Annotated in this window: 19 protein-coding genes; 4 read left to right on the forward strand and 15 right to left on the reverse strand. The window is 65.8% G+C overall.

Translation table 11 applies throughout. From position 1 onward, the window contains the following. Positions 1–12: 12 nt before the first annotated feature. From AB7290_RS34900 to tcuA, 3 genes are all read right to left on the reverse strand, one after another. On the reverse strand, positions 13–171 hold the full coding sequence (locus AB7290_RS34900) for a DUF5993 family protein (protein ID WP_201266196.1): 159 nt from the start codon (positions 169–171) through the stop codon (positions 13–15). Positions 172–241: 70 nt separating this feature from the next. After that, the gene (gene tcuB / locus AB7290_RS34905; protein ID WP_085402165.1) at positions 242–1,348 is read right to left on the reverse strand and encodes a tricarballylate utilization 4Fe-4S protein TcuB; all 1,107 of its coding nucleotides are present in this window, start codon (positions 1,346–1,348) and stop codon (positions 242–244) included. Further along, entirely contained in the window at positions 1,335–2,726 is a 1,392-nt protein-coding gene (tcuA, locus tag AB7290_RS34910) for an FAD-dependent tricarballylate dehydrogenase TcuA (protein WP_085402166.1), read from the reverse strand. Before tcuA ends, tcuB begins: the two co-directional genes overlap by 14 nt. 150 nt (positions 2,727–2,876) lie before the next feature. On the opposite strand from tcuA, the gene AB7290_RS34915 reads away from it, so the two are divergent. Further along, entirely contained in the window at positions 2,877–3,560 is a 684-nt protein-coding gene (locus tag AB7290_RS34915) for a GntR family transcriptional regulator (RefSeq protein WP_085402167.1), read from the forward strand. A 10-nt stretch (positions 3,561–3,570) separates the two neighbouring features. On the opposite strand, the gene ybaK is transcribed toward AB7290_RS34915, so the two are convergent. The 8 genes from ybaK to mobB form a co-directional block, all read right to left on the reverse strand. Then, complete coding sequence (gene ybaK, locus AB7290_RS34920; RefSeq protein WP_085402168.1) at positions 3,571–4,044, reverse strand: Cys-tRNA(Pro) deacylase; 474 nt, start codon at positions 4,042–4,044, stop codon at positions 3,571–3,573. A gap of 144 nt (positions 4,045–4,188) precedes the next feature. Then, positions 4,189–6,957: a formate dehydrogenase subunit alpha gene (gene fdhF, locus AB7290_RS34925; protein ID WP_085402169.1), complete on the reverse strand. Its 2,769-nt coding sequence runs from the start codon at positions 6,955–6,957 to the stop codon at positions 4,189–4,191. Continuing rightward, complete coding sequence (locus AB7290_RS34930) at positions 6,954–8,657, reverse strand: NADH-ubiquinone oxidoreductase-F iron-sulfur binding region domain-containing protein (protein ID WP_085402170.1); 1,704 nt, start codon at positions 8,655–8,657, stop codon at positions 6,954–6,956. The genes fdhF and AB7290_RS34930 overlap by 4 nt, the downstream gene beginning before the upstream one ends. Before the next feature lie 152 nt (positions 8,658–8,809). Further along, positions 8,810–9,082, reverse strand: coding sequence for a hypothetical protein (locus tag AB7290_RS34935; RefSeq protein ID WP_063985265.1), 273 nt, complete (start codon positions 9,080–9,082; stop codon positions 8,810–8,812). A 110-nt stretch (positions 9,083–9,192) separates the two neighbouring features. After that, positions 9,193–10,848 carry an OFA family MFS transporter gene (locus AB7290_RS34940; protein WP_085402171.1) on the reverse strand — a complete coding sequence of 552 codons (1,656 nt, stop codon included), beginning with the start codon at positions 10,846–10,848 and terminating at the stop codon, positions 9,193–9,195. Positions 10,849–11,167: 319 nt separating this feature from the next. Further along, positions 11,168–11,431, reverse strand: a complete 264-nt coding sequence (locus AB7290_RS34945; RefSeq protein ID WP_085402172.1) for a sulfurtransferase TusA family protein — start codon at positions 11,429–11,431, stop codon at positions 11,168–11,170. Between the two features lie 43 nt (positions 11,432–11,474). Further along, positions 11,475–12,731 carry a molybdopterin molybdotransferase MoeA gene (locus AB7290_RS34950; RefSeq protein WP_085402173.1) on the reverse strand — a complete coding sequence of 419 codons (1,257 nt, stop codon included), beginning with the start codon at positions 12,729–12,731 and terminating at the stop codon, positions 11,475–11,477. A 9-nt stretch (positions 12,732–12,740) separates the two neighbouring features. Next, positions 12,741–13,268, reverse strand: a complete 528-nt coding sequence (gene mobB / locus AB7290_RS34955) for a molybdopterin-guanine dinucleotide biosynthesis protein B (RefSeq protein ID WP_085402174.1) — start codon at positions 13,266–13,268, stop codon at positions 12,741–12,743. Positions 13,269–13,477: 209 nt separating this feature from the next. Here mobB and fdhD point away from each other — a divergent pair, with 209 nt between their 5' ends. Together fdhD and mobA are read left to right on the forward strand one after the other, a co-directional pair. Beyond that, positions 13,478–14,368: a formate dehydrogenase accessory sulfurtransferase FdhD gene (fdhD, locus tag AB7290_RS34960; RefSeq protein ID WP_085402175.1), complete on the forward strand. Its 891-nt coding sequence runs from the start codon at positions 13,478–13,480 to the stop codon at positions 14,366–14,368. After that, entirely contained in the window at positions 14,355–14,990 is a 636-nt protein-coding gene (mobA, locus tag AB7290_RS34965) for a molybdenum cofactor guanylyltransferase MobA (RefSeq protein WP_085402200.1), read from the forward strand. Before fdhD ends, mobA begins: the two co-directional genes overlap by 14 nt. Before the next feature lie 33 nt (positions 14,991–15,023). Here mobA and AB7290_RS34970 read toward each other — a convergent pair whose 3' ends face one another. From AB7290_RS34970 to AB7290_RS34985, 4 genes are read right to left on the reverse strand one after another with little or no spacing between them, the layout of a single operon-like run. Next, on the reverse strand, positions 15,024–16,154 hold the full coding sequence (locus tag AB7290_RS34970; protein WP_085402201.1) for an FAD-dependent monooxygenase: 1,131 nt from the start codon (positions 16,152–16,154) through the stop codon (positions 15,024–15,026). A gap of 45 nt (positions 16,155–16,199) precedes the next feature. Next, positions 16,200–18,149 carry a molybdopterin biosynthesis protein gene (locus tag AB7290_RS34975; protein WP_085402176.1) on the reverse strand — a complete coding sequence of 650 codons (1,950 nt, stop codon included), beginning with the start codon at positions 18,147–18,149 and terminating at the stop codon, positions 16,200–16,202. A 12-nt stretch (positions 18,150–18,161) separates the two neighbouring features. Continuing rightward, positions 18,162–19,268 (reverse strand): molybdopterin-binding protein, encoded by a 1,107-nt coding sequence (locus AB7290_RS34980; protein ID WP_085402177.1) that lies wholly within the window; start codon positions 19,266–19,268, stop codon positions 18,162–18,164. Between the two features lie 54 nt (positions 19,269–19,322). Further along, on the reverse strand, positions 19,323–20,156 hold the full coding sequence (locus AB7290_RS34985) for a substrate-binding domain-containing protein (RefSeq protein ID WP_085402178.1): 834 nt from the start codon (positions 20,154–20,156) through the stop codon (positions 19,323–19,325). Between the two features lie 326 nt (positions 20,157–20,482). Here AB7290_RS34985 and AB7290_RS34990 point away from each other — a divergent pair, with 326 nt between their 5' ends. Continuing rightward, a complete protein-coding gene (locus AB7290_RS34990; protein WP_063985273.1) occupies positions 20,483–21,376 on the forward strand; it encodes a helix-turn-helix transcriptional regulator in 894 nt (297 codons plus the stop codon). Positions 21,377–21,443 lie beyond the last annotated feature (67 nt).

Below are 21,443 nucleotides of genomic sequence, written 5' to 3' on the forward strand. Positions count from 1 at the left end.
ATCTCGACACCGTCAGAACGAGAATTTGAGTGGATCGGTCGCGTGGTGGAAGAACCATGCGACCGTGACCACGACTGTTGCGCTCCAGAGCGCATAGCTTAGTCCCGCGCGCGAACGCCAGGCACTCGCGCAGCCCGCGAGCGCCAGCAGGAAAGGCAGAAACATGTACATGAGCGCGGGCTCCCTAAGCGATTCGCGCTGTGCGCGAACGGCCCAGAAATACGTCAGCCGCGCATGCCTCTCAAGAGCCGGCTTCGCTGCGCCGCTCCTGCGCATAACGCACCAGCGCCACCAAGCGATAGATGCCGTGCACGAACTTGCCATAGGGCATGGTGATGAACAGCGCGAACACCGCGCCGAGATGCAGGGCCAATAGCGGTCCCATGGCAGCGGTCTCGCGCAGGACAAGCAGCGCCATGCCGGTGAAGCCGGTCAGAAACAGCATGGCGATGAAGCCGACGTCCATGCCGTAGCGCTGCTCGTCGAGCAGTTCCGGTGCACGCCGCGTTTTCGCGACGAACAGGCCGATCGGACCGACGATGAGACCGATGCCGCCGAGTGTCCCCAGCACCACGGGCAGATCCCACCACGGATACGGCGCCTCGCGGCTCCAGAGGTAGTGATAGAGCGTCGCCACCGACGTCGCGGCGAAGCATAGCAGAAAACCGTAGAACGTCAGGTGATGGAAAAGCTTGCGCCGGTCGGTCGGCTTGTCGTCCTCGTTGTAGCAGCCGACGCCGCCACCGTGGAGATAGCGCAGCTCGCCGGCATCGCGGACAGCCTGGAAGATCGAGCCGCCGTCGGCGCGACCGCCAATGGGAGCTCCGATGTCGCGCCAGAAGGCACGCACGCTCATCACCAGCGCGAGGATCGCGTAGAGGAAGGCGGCGCTGAACAATGCGGCCATCGCGTTGTGCGGCATCAGCTTGTAGAAGGCACCAGGGCCGGTGTGCACACCGAACAACACGCTGTGGCCGTTGAGGGCCGCAAAGCCGAGGATAAAGGCGGCCATGCTGAGCGCGGCGATGACGCTGATGACGAGCCCGTTGCGGGCGAAGGCACCGGACAGCGCCTGCGGCCAGGCATAGGCCGCATAGGACTCGGCGCGCGCAACCGCAAGCGTCTTCGGAACGTTGACGTTGAACTCGTGCGGCGGCGAGAACTGACAGTCGACGTAGCAGGCGCCGCAGGAATGGCAGAGGTTTGCGAGATAGTTGAGATCTCCGTCGGAGAAGGCGCGCCGCATCTCCATGGCGGGAAATACCGCGCAAAGACCCTCGCAGTAGCGGCAGGAATTACAGACCGTCATCAGACGGTCGGCTTCGTCCAGAATTCTAGTTCCGTGCATGTTTCGCCGCTTCCCGTCCCGCGATCCGCCCGAACACGCTGCCGATGGTCATGCCCATGCCGGCCGCATAGCCCTTGCCGAGCACGTTGCCGGCCATGATCTCGCCGGCCGCGAACATGTTGGCGGACGGCTTGCCGTCAGCCATCAGCATCCGCGCCTCCTTGTTCACGCGCGTGCCGAGATAGGTGAAGGTGATGCCGGGCCGCACCGGATAGGCGAGATAAGGCGGGGTCTCGATTTTGCGTGCCCAATGCGTCTTCGGCGGCGTGATACCTTCAGTCACGCAGTCGTCCAGAATGGTGTGATCGAAGGTGCCGGGCCGCACGGCCGCGTTGAACTCGGTGACGGTCTTCTCCAGCGCAGCCGGATCGAGCTCGAGCTTGCCGGCCAGCACGGCGACGGTCTGCCCGGCGATCGGCGGGAACAGCGTCGGCATGAAGCTGGTGACGACGGTGGAATCGAAGATGATGTAGGCGATCTGGTCGGGCTGCGCCGCGACCAGCCGGCCCCAGATCGCATAGCGCTTCGGCCAGATGTCCTCACCCTCGTCGTAGAATCGCTGGGCATGCTTGTTGACGACGATGCCGAACACGACGGAGTCGTGGCGGGTGATGATGCCGCCGTCGAATTTCGGCGCACGGGCGTCGATTGCGACCGCATGGCACTGGGTGGGATCGCCGACCTCCTGCACGCCCTTGTCGAGCAGCATCTTCAGGATCGATCCGCGATTATAGGGCGTGCCGCGGATCAGGAAATTGTCCGCGGCTTCGCCCCAATATTGCTTCAGCCATTCGATGTTGGCCTCGAACCCGCCGGCAGCGGCGACCAGCGACGTCGCGCGGATCTCGGTCTCGCCCTTGATCGGCCGCTTGAGGCGCGCGGCGAGGAACATGCCGTCCTCGATCACGAGATCGGTGACCTCGGCGTCGTACTCGACATCGACGCCGAGCCGCTCGGCGGTCAGATAGAGCGCGTTCAGCATCGCGCGGCCGCCGCCGAGAAAGAAGGAGTTGGTACGGCCGAGGCTCAGCGTGCCGCCGAGCGAGGGTTGCCAGCGCACGCCCTGCTCCACGATCCAGTTCAGGATATCCTTGGACTCCCGGATCATGTGCCGGGCGAGCACCTCGTCGGTCTGGCCGCCCGTCACCAGCAGCAGATCTTGCCAGAATTCCTCTTCGGTGTAGGGACCGGTCAGGATCTCAGTCGCCGCATCATGGGCGCAGCGCATGTTGCGGGTGTGGCGGGTGTTGCCGCCGCGATAGAATTTTGGCGCGCCCTCCAGCACCAGCACCGAGGCACCGCCGCGGCGCGCCGAGATCGCCGCGCACAGTGCCGCATTGCCGCCGCCGATCACCAGCACGTCGTATTTGCTGCTCATCCCGTCTGCCCGATGCGACGAAGTTAGAGACATTCTGCCGCCGAGGACCCCGATCGACCCACGGCAGCCATTGCGTACGTTTGTATACAAAGATATACATCGGCGCGGCAAGTGCCATCTCTGCATGGGCAGGATGCGCCGTGAGGGAAGATGGCCAGGCGCGTGGCAAAGTCAGGCGGATCGATCACACGCGGCGGCGGCGTGGCACTGGGCGAAGCCGTGTTCCGCTCGCTGTGCGAGGCGCTCCAGGCCGGCAGTTACCGTGCCGGAGACCGGCTGCGCGAGGAAGAGGTCGCGCAGCGGCTCAAGGTCAGCCGCACGCCGGTCCGTGAGGCGCTTGGCCGTCTCGCGGCCCGCGGCTTCGTCGAGCCCGCCGGCGGCCGCGGACTGATCGTGCGCGACCTCGATATTTCCGAGGTGCTCGAGCTCTACGCCATGCGGGAGATCATGGAAGGTGCTGCAGCGCGCCTGGCCGCCGAGCACACCTCCACTCCCGAAGTCCACGCGCTCAGGGATATCGAGCAGGCCTTTGTCGAGGCGTCGGCGTCAGACGCTGCCGAGATGGCGCGGCTCAACCGCGCCTTCCACGAAGCCATCTGCCGCGCGGCGCGCAACCGCTATCTCGACAACGCCTCGCGCGAATTGCAGGACTGGATCGCGCTGCTGGGCCCGACCACCTTCACGGTGACGGGCCGTCCCTCGACCAGCCACGGCGAGCACCAGGCCATCATCGACGCCATCGCCGCACGCGACGGCGACAAGGCCGAGCAGCTTGCGCGGGCGCATATCCGCGAGGCGTTGCGCTGCCGGCTCAAACTGCTGCAGAAGCAGTAACGCGCGGCGCTCACGCGAGCACATCCGCGACGACCGCTTTGAGGACATCGCGCACATCGCCCGGCTTCAGCCGAACCTGCAAGCCGCGCTGGCCGCCGTTGAGATAGACCTGATCATGTGCGAGCGCGCTCTGCTCGATCACGGTGCGCACCGGCTTGCGCTGCCCGAACGGGCTGATGCCACCGACCTTGTAGCCGGTGACGCGCTCGGCCTCCGGCGGCTTCATCATCTGCGCCGACTTGCCGCTCGCGGCAGCGGCGAGCTTTTTCATGGAGACTTCCTGGTCGGACGGGACGACGACGCAGATCGGCTTGCCGTCCACCAGCGCCATCAGCGTCTTCAGCACGCGCGCGGGGTCCTCACCAAGCGCAGCGGCGGCCTGCAGGCCGATGCTCTCGGCGTCGGGATCGTAGTCGTAGGTGTGCACGGTGAAGGCAACGTCGGCGGCTGCAAGCGCGCGCGTGGCTGGGGTGACTTTGGACATGGGTCACGTTTACCACCGTCATTGCGAGGCGCGAAGCGACGAAGCAATCCAGAATCTTACCGCGGAGGTAGTCTGGATTGCTTCGCTACGCTCGCAATGACGGTGTGGGCGCGGATGCCCGCCACAGCCGTCGTCCTGGCGAAATTACTCCGCCGCGTCCCGCATCTCCGCGCGCTCGGCCCTGGCCGCGCAGAACTTGAACTCCGGGATCTTGCCGAAGGGATCAAGCGCCGGGTTGGTCAACAGGTTGGCCGCCGCCTCCGCGTAGCAGAACGGCATGAACACCATGTTCTCCGGCACGTCGCGATCGGAGCGGACCTTGACCTCGACCGCACCGCGGCGGGTCTCCAGCCGGATGAAATCGCCGGGCGCGAGCTTCTTCCGGTGCATGTCCTTCGGCGACATGAACGCGACCGCCTCCGGCTCGATCTGGTCGAGCACCTGCGCGCGGCGGGTCATCGAGCCTGTGTGCCAGTGCTCGAGCACGCGACCGGTCGAGAGCACCATCGGATATTCGGTGTCGGGCAGCTCATCCGGCGGGATGACCTTGGCCGGCACGATCTTGCCGCGGCCGCTCGCGGTCGGGAAGCCCGTGGTGAAGATAATCTCGTTGCCGGGCTTGTTCGGATCATCGGCCGGATAGGTCACGGCACCTTCGCGCACCAGCCGCTCCCAGCTGATGTTCTTGAGCGAGGGCATCAACTCCGCCATCTCGGTGTAGACGTCGCCGGGGCCGGAATAATTCCAGGGCAGGCCCATCCGCTTGCCGATCTCCTGGATGATCCAGAGATCCTGCCGCGCATCGCCCGGCGGCTTGATCACCTGGCGCGCGAGCTGCACGCGGCGATCGGTGTTGGTGAACGAGCCGTCCTTTTCGGCAAAGGCCGAGGCCGGCAGGATGACGTCGGCATGGAACGCGGTCTCGGTGACGAAGAGATCCTGCACGACGAGATGATCGAGCATGGCCAGCGCCTGGCGCGCATGCTGGAGATCGGGATCGGACATCGCGGGATTCTCGCCCTCGATATACATGCCCGTGATCTCGCCGGCATGGATCGCGTTCATGATCTCGACCACGGTCAAACCGCGGACGGGATCGAGATCCTGCTGCCACAGTTTTTCGAAATTGCCGCGCAGATCGTCGCGGCTGACCGGCTGATAATCCGGCAGGAACATCGGGATCAGGCCGGCGTCGGAGGCGCCCTGCACGTTGTTCTGGCCGCGCAGCGGATGCAGGCCGGTGCCGGGACGGCCGACCTGGCCGGTGATCAGCGCCAGCGCGATCAGGCAGCGCGCATTGTCGGTGCCGTGGACATGCTGGCTGATGCCCATGCCCCAGAAGATGATCGACGACTTTGCCCGCGCATAGGTGCGCGCAACCTCACGCAGCGTTTGCGCCGGGATGCCGCAGATCGCCTCCATCTTCTCCGGCGTGAACTCCTTGATCTTCTCCTTGAGGTCCTCAAAACCTTCGGTGTAGCCGGCGATATACTGGTCGTCGGTCAGGCCCTCGGTGATGATCGTGTTGATCATCGCATTCAGCATGGCGACGTCGGAGCCCGGCTTGAATTGCAGATGCTTGGTCGCGTGGCGCGACAGCGTCTGCCGGCGCGGATCCATCACGAACAGCTTGGCGCCATTCTGCTTGACCGCGTTCTTGATGAAGGTCGCGGCGACCGGATGGTTCACGGTCGGATTGGCGCCGATCACGATGATGACTTCGGCATCCATCGCAGCCGAGAACGGCGCCGACACCGCGCCCGAGCTCAGGCCTTCGAACAGCGCCGCCACCGACGAGGCGTGGCAGAGCCGCGTGCAATGATCGACATTGTTCGAGCCAAAACCGGTGCGCACCAGCTTCTGGAACAGATAGGCCTCTTCATTCGAGCCCTTGGCCGAGCCGAAGCCGGCCAGCGCCTTCACGCCCTTCTCATCGCGGATCCTGACGAGGCCCTTGGCCGCGATGTCGAGCGCTTCTTCCCAGCTCGCTTCGCGGAAATGCGTGAAGGGATTAGCGGGGTCGACCTGGTCGTTGGAATCCTTCTTCGCATTCGGCAGCCGCACCAGCGGCTTGGTCAGACGATGCGGATGGTGGATATAGTCGAAGCCGAAGCGGCCCTTGACGCAGAGACGATTGTGATTGGCGGGCCCGTCGCGGCCTTCCGCGTAGATCACCTTCTCGTCCTTGACCTCGTAGGTCACCTGGCAGCCGACGCCGCAGAACGGGCAGAGCGAATCCACCTTCTTGTCGGCGTAGACGACACGGGTCTGCTTCTCGTCGAGCATGACGGCCGGCATCAGCGCGCCGGTCGGGCAGGCCTGCACACATTCGCCGCAGGCGACGCAGGTGGACTCGCCCATGGGATCGTCGAAGTCGAACACGATCTTCGAGCCATGGCTGCGATACGCCATACCGATGACGTCGTTGACCTGGACCTCGCGGCAGGCACGCACGCAGAGGCCGCACTGGATGCAGGCATCGAGGTTGACACGCATCGCCGGATGGCTGGCGTCGGTCGCCCAGCGCTCGGCGGCGGGGAAGCGGCTCTCGGTGACGCCTGTGGTCTCGGCCCAATGCCAGAACTTCGAATCCGGATCGTGCGAGGTCTCGCGCGCCGGCTGGTCGGCGACGAGCAGCTCCATCACCATCTTCTGCGCGGACACCGCACGCGCGGATTCGGTCTTCACCTTCATGCCGACCGACGGTGTGCGCTTGCAGGAGGCGGCGAGCACGCGCTCGCCCTCGATCTCGACCATGCAAGCGCGGCAATTGCCGTCGGGGCGGTAGTCGGGCGCCGGCGAATAGCACAGATGCGGAATCTCGCGGCCCTGGCGTTTTGCAACTTGCCAGATCGTCTCGCCGGGTTTGGCCTCGACCTGCTTGCCGTCGAGCTCGAACGTAATTTTGGTCATTCGGCCGCTTCCTTGAACTCGTCAGGGAAATATTTGATCACGGTAGACAGCGGATTCGATGCCGCCTGTCCGAGCCCGCAGATCGAGGCATCACGCATCGCCTGGCTCAATTCTTCCAGAAGTGCGCGGTTCCAGACGGGCTTCTGCATCAGCTGCGCCGCCTTCTGGGTTCCGACACGGCACGGCGTGCACTGGCCGCAGCTCTCGTCCTCGAAGAACTTCATCAGGTTCAGCGCGGCCGCGCGCACGCTGTCCTTTTGCGACAGGATCACGATCGCGGCCGAGCCGATGAAGCAGCCGTATTTCTCCAGCGTGCCAAAATCGAGCGGGATGTCGTCCATGGACGCCGGCAGGATGCCGCCCGACGCGCCGCCCGGCAGGTACGCGTAGAACTGGTGCCCGTCGGCCATGCCGCCGCAATATTCGTCGATCAATTCGCGCACGGTGATGCCGGCGGGTGCCAGCTTCATGCCGGGGTTCTTGACGCGGCCCGAGACCGAGAAGCTGCGCAGGCCGTGACGCTCATGGCGGCCGTTGCCCTTCCACCAATCCGCGCCCTTCTCGACGATGTCGCGCACCCACCACAGCGTCTCGATGTTGTTGATCAGCGTCGGCAGGCCGAACAGGCCGACCTGAAACGGATAAGGCGGCTTGTGCCGGGGCAGCCCGCGCTTGCCCTCGATGCTTTCGAGCAGCGAGGATTCCTCGCCACAGATATAGGCGCCGGCGCCGCGGCGCATGTGCAGCGTCGGACCGCCCGGAGGAAGCTTTGCGATCTCGCGCTCGAGGATCTCGCGCGATGCCGGATATTCGTCGCGCAGATAGATGTAGACGTCGGAGGCCTGCACGACATGCGCGCCGAGCAGCATGCCTTCGATGAAGCGATGCGGATCGCTTTCGAGATAGACGCGGTCCTTGAACGTGCCAGGTTCGCCCTCGTCGCCATTGATCGCCATCAGCCGCGGGCCGGGTTCGCCCAGCACCGCGCGCCATTTCCGGCCCGTGGGGAAGCCGGCGCCGCCGAGGCCGCGCAGCGAGGCGTCGTCGAGCGCCTTCAGCAGATCGTCCTTCGGCAATTCGCCCGAGCGCACGCGATTGAGCAGCTTGTAGCCGCCGCCGGCGACATAGGCGTCGTAGTCAACGTATTCAGGCAGATGCGCGTGGGTATCGCCGGCCTTCGCGGCCGCCATCACATTAGCCACGGTCGCGTGATCGACGAAGTTGTGACCGACTTCAGCCGCCGGCGCGGTATCGCAGCGGCCGACGCAGGGCGCGCGGACGACGCGGATGCCCGGACCCGATGTGCTCTGCAGGTCGGCGAGCAGCTTGTCGCCGCCGAGCATTGCGCAGGTCAGTGAATCGCAGACGCGGATCGTCAGCGGCGCGATATCGGGCTCGCCTTCCTTCACCACGTCGAAATGCGCGTAGAAGGTCGCGGTCTCGAACACCTCGGCGAAGGCGAGCTTCATCTCGTCGGCAAGCGCGGCGAGATGAGCGGCCGAGATCTGGTGATATTTGTCCTGGATCAGGTGCAGATATTCGATCAGGAGGTCGCGCCGCCGCGGCCTGTCGCCGAGCAGCTGCTCGATCTCGTGCGCGGCGGTGGGATCGACCTGCCGCCCCTTGGGCGTGGCCTTGGCTCGCTTCCGTCCCTCGCCCGGGTGTTCGAACGAGCGGACCTCGTGCACGTCGTGACTCATCGATGCGTCTCGTATCTCTTCTTTAGAACGAGTCCAACTCTAGCCTGTGGCATACCAGATGCCAAGAGAATTCATGCGTTCCGATAAGCATTTAAGGGGCATGCAGCCGCCCGGCTCCATGCCCCTTCATCGACCCGATTTGTGGCGCGGCCTCACGTCTTGCTCATGCACTCTTCGATGTAGAACCAGCGGTCGTCGCCAGCGAGGCCCTTGGACTTCACGTCGGCGCGGCAGGCTTTGAGCTTCGGCTTGTTGGCCGCCCACTTCGCCTTCATGTCCTTCAGCTTCTGCATGGTGAGCTTGATCTTGCCCGGCTTGGCTTCGGTCGTTGCGGCAGGCGCCGCCGGCGGCGTCGTCTGCGCGGATGCGGCATGAAGGCCAGCGACAAGCAACACGGCCACAAGGCAAATTCGGGTGCGAAGCATTTCAATCCCCCTAAGTCCCACTCTTGATTAAGTCCGACTCTTGATGATGTCTAAAAGGCGAACGCCGCGGGACGCCGATGATCAGCATCCCGCGGCAGTCTCGACGGCGATCAGAAGATCTTGACCGCGCTCTCCAGCGTCTTCCAGACACCCCAAAGCAGGGGCACGCCGACGAAGGCCCAGAACAGCGCCGCCTTGACGTCAAGCCCGCCGAATCCGATGCCGTAGGAGCCGTGCGGCCCCGCGGCAGCGGCGCTGGCGCTCGCCGCTTGCAGCTTGGCGACGTCGGCGTCCTTCATGTGCCACTTCGAATCGACCGGCTTGATCAGGTAGTTGCAGATCAGGCCCGCGATCAGCATCGCGCACAGGATGTACATGGTCGTGTTGTAGAGCTGATCGCGCGGCACGCCCGCCGCGAGCTGGAACTCGCGGATGTAGTTCACCACGACGGGGCCGATGATGCCCGCGGTGGACCACGCCGTCAGCAGCCGGCCGTGGATGGCGCCGACGAACTGGGTCCCGAACATGTCGGCAAGGTAGGCCGGCACGGTGGCGAACCCGCCGCCATACATCGACAGGATGATGCCGAAGCCGAGCACGAACAGGAGCTTCGAGCCCATCGCCGCAAACGTCGGCGCCAGCGCGTAGAGCACGATGCCGAGGATGAAGAACGTGTAATAGGTGTTCTTGCGCCCGATCTTGTCCGACAGCGATGCCCAGAAGAAGCGGCCGCCGATGTTGAACAGCGACAGCAATCCGGCGAAGCCCGCGGCGATCGCGGCGATCTGCGCCTTCTGCCCGGCGTCGAGCGCGTTGAAGCCGACTTCGGGCAGGCCGATCAGCTTGCCGGCGAAGATCTCCTGGAGCATCGGCGAGGCCATGCCGATCACGCCGATGCCGGCCGACACGTTCAGGCACAGCACCCACCAGATCAGCCAGAACTGCGGCGTCTTGTGCGCGTCGTTGAGATGGACGTTGCTCTTCGAGATCATCGCGTTGGCCTTGGACGGCGGGGTCCAGCCCTCGGGCTGCCAGCCGGGCGGCGGCAAGCGATAGCGGAACGCGCCGATCATCATGAACACGAAGTAGATGACGCCCATCGCGACGAAGGTCTCCCAGACGCCGACCGAAGTCGGGGTCTTGAAGTAGTTCATCAACAGGTTCGCCAGTGGCGCGCCGATCATGGCGCCGCCGCCGAAGCCCATGATGGCCATGCCGGTCGCCATGCCGCGGCGGTCCGGAAACCACTTCACCAGCGTCGACACCGGCGAGATATAGCCAAGGCCGAGACCGATACCGCCGATCACGCCCGAGCCCAGCCACAACAGCCAGAGCTGATGGGTGTAGACCCCGATCGCACCGAGGAAGAGGCCGCCGCACCAGCACAGCGCCGAGACGAAGCCGGCCTTGCGCGGACCGACGCGCTCCAGCCAGCCGCCCCAGACCGCGGCCGCGATACCGAGCAGCACAAAAAAGAGCGTGTACATCCAGCCCATGCTGGCGACCTTCCAGTCGCAGCTGGTCGTGAACAGCTCCTGAAACAGCGACATGTCTGCGCACGCCTTCGGCGCGGTCACCCCGATCGCGCGCGACAGCGGCAGCCAGAACACCGAGAAGCCGTAGGCCATGCCGATGCAGAGATGGATGCACAGCGCAGCCGGCGGCACCAGCCAGCGATTGAAGCCGGCGGTCGCGATGGTTCGCTCGCGATCCAGAAAACCTGCGCCGGCACCCGAAAGTGTTCCAGCGCTCTCGATTGTTGCCATGTAGTCCTCCCCTGCAGTTGCCCTTCTGAGCAAGCCTGCCGCTGCAATCCTGGTCCTCAGCCCTTGCGGCGCAGCCACGGTCCCTGCTGCTCCGCACAATCATTGACGCGCGCCAGGATCGTCACGCGCATCCGAGTCGTTAACCCCTCGAGCGGGGCTCTATGCCGATACACCGTGCAGGCTTCGTGAGCTTGGCCCGTTCATCCGCGTATCGCAGACAAGACTCAACCTCCGCGCCTGCACGGAGGTTGTCAATTGGGGCAGAAGCCACGATTGATGTCGATAGACAAAAGGTAGGTATCAGTAGAGTGACCGTGCACTACGAACGCAGCGCACCATTGGTTTTCTCTATCGATCCATTGACCTTTTCTATCAAGAACACGATGCGCGCCTCGTTGCGCTCGGTGATCTCCACCGTGTCGCCCGTCTCGCGGATCAGGTTCGGAATGTCAATCACCGACAATGGGTCGGTGCAGTGCACCTCGAGCTGATCGCCCGGCTGTAACGGTTTGAGCGCCTTGCGCGTCTTCAGGGCAGGTAGCGGGCATTTCAACCCGGTGAGATCGAGCGTGGTTCTGGTCATGGGCGCAACATGGCGGGGTGAGGCGATGGCGTCAACGCGAGGTTCAGAGCAAATCCGCATAGGGCAGGAAACCCACGCTCTGGCCCGGCTCGACGCGCGTGATATCGTCGCCGAGTTCGATGAGGCCATCGGTCTCGACCAGCGACGACAGCAGGCCTGCGCCTTCGCGCGGAAACTTGACCGCTTCCAACGCACCGTCCTCTCCGCGTCGCAACGAGCTGCGAACATATTCGCGGCGGCCGATCTTCTTCTTGTAAGTGAACGCAGCGCGCACCGGAATCGGCAACAGCGGCTCCGGCAGACTGCCCGCAAGCGCCAGCACCGTCGGCCGCACCACGTGGACGAAGGTGACGAAACTGGCGACGGGATTGCCGGGCAGGCCGATCAGCGGCGTGCCGCCGATGATGCCCATCGCCACGGGACGGCCGGGCTTGATGGCCATCCGCCACAGCACCAGCGAGCCGATGCTCTCGACCGCCGCCTTGACGTGGTCCTCCTCGCCGGTCGAGACGCCGCCGGTGGTGAGGATCAGATCGTGGCTGCCCGCAACCTGCTTCAATCCATCCGCGAGCGCACTGCGTTCGTCGCGCAAGATTCCGAGGTCGGAGACCTCGCAGCCGAGCCGGCGCAGCATCGCCATCAGCATGAAGCGGTTGGAATCGAACAGCTGTGAGGCCGCGCGCGGCTCGCCGGGCGAAGCCAGCTCGTCACCGGTCGAGAACACGGCGACGCGGATGCGCCTGACGACGTCGAGCTGGGTCAGGCCGAATGCTGCAGCAAGCGCGACATGCTGCGGCCGCAGCCGCTGGCCGACCCGCAGCGCGACGTGCCCTTGCGGAATGTCCTCGCCCGCCGGGCGGACATTTGCGCCGGGCTTCAGCCCCGGCGGCAGCACGATTCTGCCGGCCTCATCGAGGCGGACGTCTTCCTGCATGAAGACGGTCTCCGCGTCAGGCGGCATCGGCGCGCCCGTGAAGATGCGCGCAGTGTGGCCTGCCTTGATCGGCGCCTGCGCAAGACCGCCGGCCTGGATGCGGCCGTCGAGCGGGAATGCCCGTTCCGCGCCTTCCGGAAGGTCGGCGTTGCGCACGGCGTAACCGTCGACGGCGGAGTTGGTGAAGGGCGGCAGCGGCAGGGGCGCCGCGATATCGCGCGCGAGCACGCGCCCATCGGCGTCAACGAGTGCCACGGTCTCGATATCGGCGATCGCATTAACGCGCGTGGTGATCAGACCAACGGCCTCGTCGACCGACATCATCGGTCCGCCGAAGGCAAAGCAATCGTCCGACAGTTGCGCCATGGTGCCTCGTCAGCGTATCGCGGCGCTTTTTGCCACCGCTTCCTCGACCGGCATCGCCGCACGCAGCAGCAACGCCGCGGCAGCCTCGATATCATCGAGATGGACGGTCGGCAGGCGGGTTTCAATGGCAATGTCGGTCGCAATCCCGACAATCCCGGGATCATCGGGAAACAGCAGCGGCTTGCCGTTGCCGGCGCGATGCACCTCGATCTTGCGGTGCGGCTCGCGCTTGAAGCCTTCGACCACGACGAGATCGACGGCCGACAGCTTGCCCAGGAGCTCCGGCAGCCGCGGTTCCTCGGCGCCGCGCAATTCATGCATCAGGGCCCAGCGGTTCGACGACGCAACCAGCACCTCGGCCGCGCCGGCCTCGCGGTGGCGCCAGGAATCCTTGCCGGGCACGTCGACGTCGAACTGGTGATGGGCATGCTTGATGACGGAGACGCGCAGGCCTTGCGCGTTGAAATGCGGGATCAGCCGCGTCAACAGCGTGGTCTTGCCCGCACCGCTCCAGCCCGCAAGGCCGATGACTTTCATGTCCGTTCGATCTCCGCCAACGGCTCGTCAGCCGATGGAACCCCTGGCCTCTCCCCGTCATTGCGAGCGCAGCGAAGCAATCCAGACTGCCACCGCGGATATAGTTCTGGATTGCTTCGCTTCGCTCGCAATGACGAACGGAGGCATTTCGTTGTCTCCACGGCATGCTTATATCGGCTTGACCCGAATGTCATGCTAACGTCGCGGCCATGATGAAGATCGACAAAGCCCCGGTGCCCCTGATCGTTCCGAACCCTGACGACCCGCGCCTGACGGAGCGCGTGACCGGCACCGACCAGACCGGCGCCAAGGTCGAGATCAAGGTGCCGATGGAACGGCCGCTGACGCTCTACCTGAATTCGCAGGAGATCGTCACCATGATGACGATCGGCGACTACCCGGAATATCTGGCGCTGGGCTATCTGCTCAACCAGAACATGCTGAAATATAATGACGAGGTCACTGAGGTCGAATACGACGACGACCTCCAGGTGGTGGTGGTGCGCACCGGGCATCACACCAATTTCGAAGCCAAGCTGAAGAAGCGCACCCAGACCTCGGGCTGCGCGCAGGGCACCGCGTTCGGCGACCTGTTAGAGGCGGTCGAGAGCGTCGCGTTGCCGAAGGCCGAGCTGCGCACCTCCTGGCTCTACCAGATGACGCAGACCATCAACACCATGCCCTCGCTTTATCTGGAGGCCGGCGCGATCCATGGCTGCGTGCTGTGCAAGGAGGGCGAGCCGCTCTGCTACACCGAGGACGTCGGCCGTCACAACGCGGTCGACAAGATCGCGGGCTGGATGTACCGCCACGGCGTCGATGCCTCCGACAAGATCCTCTACACCACGGGACGGCTGACCTCGGAAATGGTCATCAAGACCGTGCGCATGGGCATTCCGATCCTGGTGTCGCGCTCCGGCTTCACCGCCTGGGGCGTCGATCTTGCCCGCCAGGTCGGACTGACGCTGGTCGGCCGCACGCGCGGTAAGCGCTTCATCGCGCTCGCGGGCGAAGAGCGGATCGTCTACGACCAGAACCTTGCTTACGTCGAGGAGGAATCGACGAAGCACAAACGCAAGGGTGAAGGTGGTGACGACTGACTTTCCGGCAACGCAGGGCGTGCTGCTCGCAGGCGGCCTCGCACGGCGCATGGGCGGCGGCGACAAGCCGATGCGGACCATCGGCGGCCGCACCATCCTTGAGCGCGTGATCGCGCGATTGACGCCGCAATGCAGCGGATTGATCCTCAACGCGAATGGCGATCCCGCACGCTTCGCGGCGTTCGGTCTGCCCGTTGTCGCCGATGACGTACCCGGCTTCCCCGGGCCCCTCGCCGGCATCCTTGCCGCGCTCGACTGGACGGCGGCGAACCGGCCTGACATCGAATGGGTGCTGAGCGCCGCAGGCGACTGCCCGTTCCTGCCGCGCGATCTCGTGGCGCAGTTGCACGAGGCGCGGGAGCGCGAGAACGCCCAGCTCGCGGTCGCCGCATCAGGCGATCAATCACATCCGGTGATAGGTCTGTGGCGCGTCGCCTTGCGCGACGAGCTGCGTCACGCGCTGGTCGTCGAAGACCTCCGCAAGATCGACCGCTGGACCGCGCGCTATCCGCTGGCGACGGTAACGTGGCCGGCCGAGCCGCTCGATCCGTTCTTCAACGCCAACACGGTCGAGGACATCGCCGAAGCAGAGCGGCTGGCCGCGCTGGATGCGGCCTCCTGACAAGAAGCGTCGGCGCAAGCGCGAGCAGACGGTTCAAGCCGCCAGCGGCACTTCCCAGGGGTCGTAGCCGTAAACCCAGCTCGTATCGGTCCTCTCCTTGAGCCAGATGTTGGCGCGCGAGGTCTCCTGCACCCGCGTCGTGCGCACCTTGCGGGTAGCCTCGAAGCGGCGGAACGCATTGGCGACGCCGTCGCGGCCGACACCGTCGAGGCAGCGCGACAGCACGGCGGCGTCCTCGATTGCCATCGCCGCACCTTGCGCCATGTAGGGCGTCATCGGATGGCAGGCATCGCCGAGCAACGTCACCTTGCCGTCGGCCCAGTGCTCCAGCGCGTCACGGTCCATGATCGCCCATTTGTGCACGTCGGGACAGGCGGAGAGCACCCGAGTGACCTGCGGATGAAAGCCTTCGAATGATGCGCGCAGGTCGCGCACGTCGCCCCTCGCCGACCAGGACTCGATGCGAAAGTCCGGCTCGGGCTGGCTGGTGACGAGATAGACCTCGCTGCGATCAGGCTTGACGTAATAGATCACGATGTGGCGGTCCTCGCCCCACCATTTGGTGCAGTCGTCGATCCCTGCGCCGCCGAGCAGCGCGGCGGGATAGGTGGTGCGATAGGCGACGCGGCCGGTGAATTTGGCCGGCGCGGTGTCGAACAGGAGATCGCGGACCGTCGAATGGACGCCGTCCGCGCCGACCACGGCATCGGCGATGGCACGCGTACCATCGGCAAAGGTCAGCCAGACACCACCGCCGGTCTGGTCGAGACCGACGAGCTTGTGACTGAGCCGCACAAATTCGTTCGGCACCACGCTCGCCAGCGCAGCGTGGAGATCACCGCGATGGGCGAGCAGATAGGGCGCGCCGAACTTCTCTTCCGCGCTCTCGCCGAAGATCATGTCGAACTTGATGTCGCCGCTCTTCCAGTCGCGGTTGTTCCAGGAGCGTGGATAGAACGAGTGCTCGCGCATCCGCGCCTCCAGCCCCAGCGCGCGCAGCACCTTCATTGCGTTGCAGCCGATCTGGATGCCGGCGCCGATGCGGGCGAACTGGGAGGCCTGCTCGTAGACCATCACATCGATACCGACGCGCCGAAGCGCCGCGGCCGTCGCGAGCCCGCCCATGCCGGCACCGACGATCGCAACCGAAAGCGGCCTTGCCATCGCGTCCCCCACCCCGTCGCGCGGCTTGAACGCCGCGTCGTCGATCTACGCAGGCCGGAAGCCCGCCCGCTCCAGCGCCGTACGCGCCTCGTCCGAGCCGAGTGCGTCGAGAAAGGCCTGGACGGCCGACCGCTGCTTGCGCGCTGTCACCAGCGCGAAATCATAATGCTCTTCCGCGAGCGGAATGAAACCGAGACCGACCGCATGGGCGACCGGCGCAATGGTCATGCCCCAGTCGGCACGGTGCTGCGCGACAGCCGCAGCCACGGCATTGTGCGAGCGCGGCTGGTTCCAGTAACCTTCCGGGCGCGCACCGCCGAGCAGCCGGTCGATCAGGATGCGCGTGCCGGCGCCCTGGTTACGGTTGACCATGATGCAGGCGGGGTCCGCGAGCGCGGCGGCAACTGCTTCCTTCGCACCGAGCCCCTCGAAACGTTTGTCGCCCTTGCGGAACACGATGCCCTGCATCCGCCGCCAGCCCGGCACGAGCTCGAGCCCCTCAACGAGGTAAGGCGTGTTGTAGGTCTCGCTCTTGTCGTCGAACAGATGGATCGGCGCGAGATCGCATTCGCCCCGCTTCGCCGCCGCGAGTCCGCCGAGGCTGCCGACCGCGATCGAGCGCACGGTCAGCCCCGCATGCGCGAGTTGCGCCGTGACGAGATCGAGCCCGGTGCAATGGCTGCCGACGATGACGAGATCGGGCACCCGCACATGCGGCGTGAACAGCGTCACCTCGGCGTCGGTCCCTGCCGGCATCTGGTCGGCGAGCGCGTCGATGCGCAGAAAACCGTCGGCCTGCGCGAACGACGTGATCGCACCGGACCCCTTGCCGGAGGGATAGGCGATCAGGCCGTCCTTGCCGCCGACCAGCGAGACCATGACGAACTCGGTGCGGCCGAGCTCGGAGGCGATGCGCACCGGCACGGTCGCGCTTACCTTGGCATCGGAGCGTGGCGGCAGCCCGGCCATCCGACGCAGCACCGGCACGATCATGTCGTGGAAGGTGAACATCGCCGAGGTCGGGAAGCCCGGCAGGATCACCACGGGCTTGCCGTCGCACACCGCAAGGCACAGCGGCTTGCCGGGTTTAAGTGCGACGCCATGCGCGAGGATGCCAGGCTGGCCGAGCCGGCCGATGATGCGATGGGACACGTCACCCGCGCCCTTCGAGGTGCCGCCCGAGAGCACCAGCATGTCGGCGTCCGCCAGCGCGCGGCGCATGGCGGCTTCGAGTTTTGCCTCATCGTCGGGAATGGCGCCGAGGAACACCGCCTCGCCGCCATTCTCGTCGATCGCGGCAGCGACGATGGCGCCGTTGGTGTCGTAGATCGCAGCCGGCGCGAGCGCCTCGCCGGGCTGAACCAATTCGTCACCGGTGGAGATCACGGCAACACGCGGCTTACGCGCGACAGTCACCTCGGCGATGCCGCAAGCCGCCAGCATGCCGATCTCACGCGAGCCGATGATCGTGCCGGCGCGCAGCAGCGCCTCGCCGCGCGCGATGTCGGAGCCTGCGTAGGACACGAACTGTCCCGGCGAGACGGCTCGCCGGACGTCGATCGCATCGGATCCGGCAGGCTGGGTGTGCTCCACCATGACGACGGCGTCGGCGCCGCGCGGTAGCGGCCCGCCGGTTGCGATCGGCGTTGCGGTTCCTGTCGCCACTTGCAGCTTCGGCGCGGTGCCGCAGTGAATGGTCTCGCCGTTCAGCGCAAGGCGAACGGGCGCGCCTTCGCCGGCCGCGGCGAGATCGGCCGAGCGCACGGCAAAGCCGTCAACGTTGGAACGGTCGAACGGCGGAACGTCGAGGGGCGCCGTGATGTCTTCGGCCAGCGCCGCGCCGAGCGCATCGGCAAGCTTGCGCGTCTCGCTCGGGACCGCGCGCGGGAACAACGCAGCTTCAAAGCGCGCCAGCGCGTCCTCGCGCGAGAGGATCTGGAGGAACTGCTCCTGTTCGAGCGCGCTACGGTCTTGCGATTGCGGGATCATCGTCATGCCAAACCCATATCATTCCCGCATCAGATAGGCATCGACCGGCGTTCCTGCCGCAAATCCCTCGTGGCTGGCGGGAACGAGCAGCCATGCATCGGCCCGGGCAATGGCCTGAAGCGGCCATTCCCCCACCGCAAGCGGGAGCCACGCATGATGTTCCTCGGCCAGCAGGGCGATTTCGGCGATGCCGACACTGGATGCGATTTTTCGCGCAAGCGGCAAGGTCATGCGGCGGCGTAACTGCCGCGCCGACAGCCGATCGACGAGCGGCAGCACGAGCGCGAGCCAGGCGGCAAGCGCATGATCGGGCGAGCCGGGCAACGCGACGATTGGAACCGGTCCGAGCCGCCCGACCGCGGCGGTGCGTCCGGGCTGGAGCGCGAGGCCATGGGCGAGCACGTCACCATGCCGGGCCAGCGCGCTAACCGCGGCATCCCGGCGGCCTGCGCCGCTGCCGCCGACCGTCACGACGAGATCGCAGGCGAGATCGCCGAGCGCTTCCGCGATCGATGCCGCATCTCGCGCGGCAGCTTCGCGCGCTTGCACCTGCAGCCCTGCCGCGCGCGCGATCTCGGCAATCATGTGCGCCGTCACGGCCGCACCCGGCACGTTGACGATGCCCAGCCGCGGCCGCCGTACGCTCAGCTTTTCAACACCGGCGGTGCGCGCGAGCAGCAAGGCGGCAGGATGGATCAAATGCCCTTCTGCCACGGCGGGCGCCCGCCCGGCAATGTCGCTTCCGGCACGCCTGACGCCCCGTCCGGGCACGCCCTCCGCCAGCACTTGGGCGAGTGGACCCGACACCTCGACTGCGTCGGCATCGAGCACACAATCACATCCCGGCGGCATCGCGTCGCCGGCATCGACCCAAACGGGCGCCGTCGTCAGAGGCAGCGGCGAATAGGCGGACGCGCCGACAATATCGTTGGCGCAGAGCGCCCAGCCATCCGCAGCGGCGATGTCGCACGACGGACAGGCCGCAAGCAGCGGCGTCCCTGCCGCGATGCAGCCGGCGGCCTCCGCCAGGGGCAACTCGATCGTCGCGATCGGATCAACGCCTCGCAGCAACGCGGCGAGCGCAGTGTCGAGCGGCGTCAGTGCTGGCGGCAGGCGCTGGGTCATGCGCCATGATGGACCATGCATCGCCCGGTTTGGCAACCGCTGGCAACGCGAAGCTCAGCCGCCGGACTTGGCCGCATTGGGGAAGAACAGCTGCTGTCCGTCGACCTTGTAGCCGGCGATCGCCGCCTGCCCCTCCGGCGAAATCAGCCAGTCGACGAAGGTCTGCCCCAGCTCCTTCTTCACGTCCGGAAACTTTTCCGGATTCACCAGCATCGCGCCGTACTGATTGAGCAGCCGCTTGTCGCCTTCCACGACGATGTCGAGATCGCCGCGATCCTTGAAGGCGATCCAGCTGCCGCGGTCGGACAGCACATAGGCGTTCGCCGTGCGCGCCGCGTCGAGGGCTGCGTCCATCCCTTGCTTGACTTCGCGATACCATGCGCCCTTGGCAGCGGCGATATCGATGCCGGCGACGATCCAGAGCGCGAGCTCCGCGCCATGGGTGCCCGAGCGATCGCCGCGCGTCACGAACGGCGCGCCCTTGGCCTCGATCGCCTTCAGCGCGGTGGCGATGTCCTTGCCTTTCACGGCGGCGGGATCGTTCTTCGGTCCGATCAGCACATAGTCGTTGTACATCACGTCAAAACGCTTCACGCCAAAACCGTCGGCGACGAATTTCTCCTCCTGCGGCCGTGCGTGCATCAGCACGACGTCGACTTCGCCCCTGCGCGCGCCGTCGAGCACTTCATCGGCACGCCGCGCGATCACCGTCACCTCGATGCCGGTCTTCTCGCGGAAGATCGGTAGCAGATGATCGAGCAGGCCGGACTCCTGTGTCGCCGTGGTCGAGGCCAGCACGATCGCGCGGTCCTCCGCAAATGACGCCGCCACGCCCGCGGCGAGGCCGCAGAGAAGCGCGAGTGCAACGGACAGGCGGCGGACGACCATGATCGGGTTCCCATTGGCTAAGACGCGATCATGATGATGATCGATTGCGCCACACTCGTGACGCGTTTGCGCGTTGCGCTCCCCACTCGGGACATTTCGGCAATGCGGCTCGCGCGGTGCGCCCATTGCAATTGCGAGCGCGACGGCCGCAAGGCCCGCGCCACGCGGGTGCTTCAGGATCGTTCACCAAAGCAGAGATCGCGCGTGAGGATGTGTTGCAAAGCAGCGAGATGATCGGGCATGGTCCTGCCGGACGTAAATTGAAATGCAGAATTCCACCTGCGTCGAACGCCAAAAAGAAGCAAGAATTTGCATAGGAATGCAGGATGGAATTCCTGACGACCAGCGAAGCCGCCGACTACCTTCGGCTCGGCGAACGCAAGCTCTACGAACTCGTCACCACTGGCGCGATCCCCTGCACCAAGGTGACCGGGAAGTGGCTCTTCCCGCGGCACGAGCTCGACCTCTGGGTCCTGTCGGGACTGGCGCGGCCGGCCGGCATGCTGACTGCGGAGCCGCCGCCGGTCGTGGGCGGCAGCCAGGACGAGCTTTTGGACTGGAGCCTGCGTGAATCCGGCTCGGGCCTGGGATCGATGAGCGAGGGCAGCGCGCGCGGGCTCGAGCGCTTGCAACGCGACGAGGTGATGGCGGCGGCGGTGCACTTCCACAGCCTGGAGGCCGACGGCAATCTTGCTTCCGACGCCAGTGCGACGACGCTGCGTGACGCGCCTGACCTGCATGATGCGGTGCTGGTCGCATTCGTGCGCCGCGAGCAGGGTCTCGTGCTGCCGCCGGGCAATCCGAAACGCCTGCGCGGCCTCTCCGACGTGCTTGCGCTCGGTGTCAGGATGGCGATGCGACAACAGGGCACAGGCGCGCAGATGCTGCTCGACGTGCTGTTGAAGCGCGCCGGCGCCTCGACGCGCGATCTGCGCCGGATCGAGACACCGGCGCTCACCGGGCCGGATCTCGCCGAGATCGTCCGCGCGGGACAAGCCGATTGCGGAATCGCGACGCGTGCGGCGGCGCGCTCGGCCGGGCTCGATTTCGTGCCGCTGGTCTGGGAGAATTTTGATCTCGCAATGCGGCAACGCAGCTATTTCCGCCCGCCGATGCAGGCCCTGATCCGGTTCCTCAGCGAAAGACGGCTGCGACAGCGCGCCGAGGAGCTGACCGGCTACGATCCCTCGCCGGCGGGACAGATCCGCTTCGCGGCCTGACGTTGACGCCCGCCCCCAAATAGTTGCAAAAGAAACCAATTCAGCCGGGCCATACCCGGGCAACACC

Source organism: Bradyrhizobium sp. 613_E4_N2_2 (genome assembly GCF_052075995.1).
Lineage (GTDB): Bacteria > Pseudomonadota > Alphaproteobacteria > Rhizobiales > Xanthobacteraceae > Bradyrhizobium > Bradyrhizobium barranii.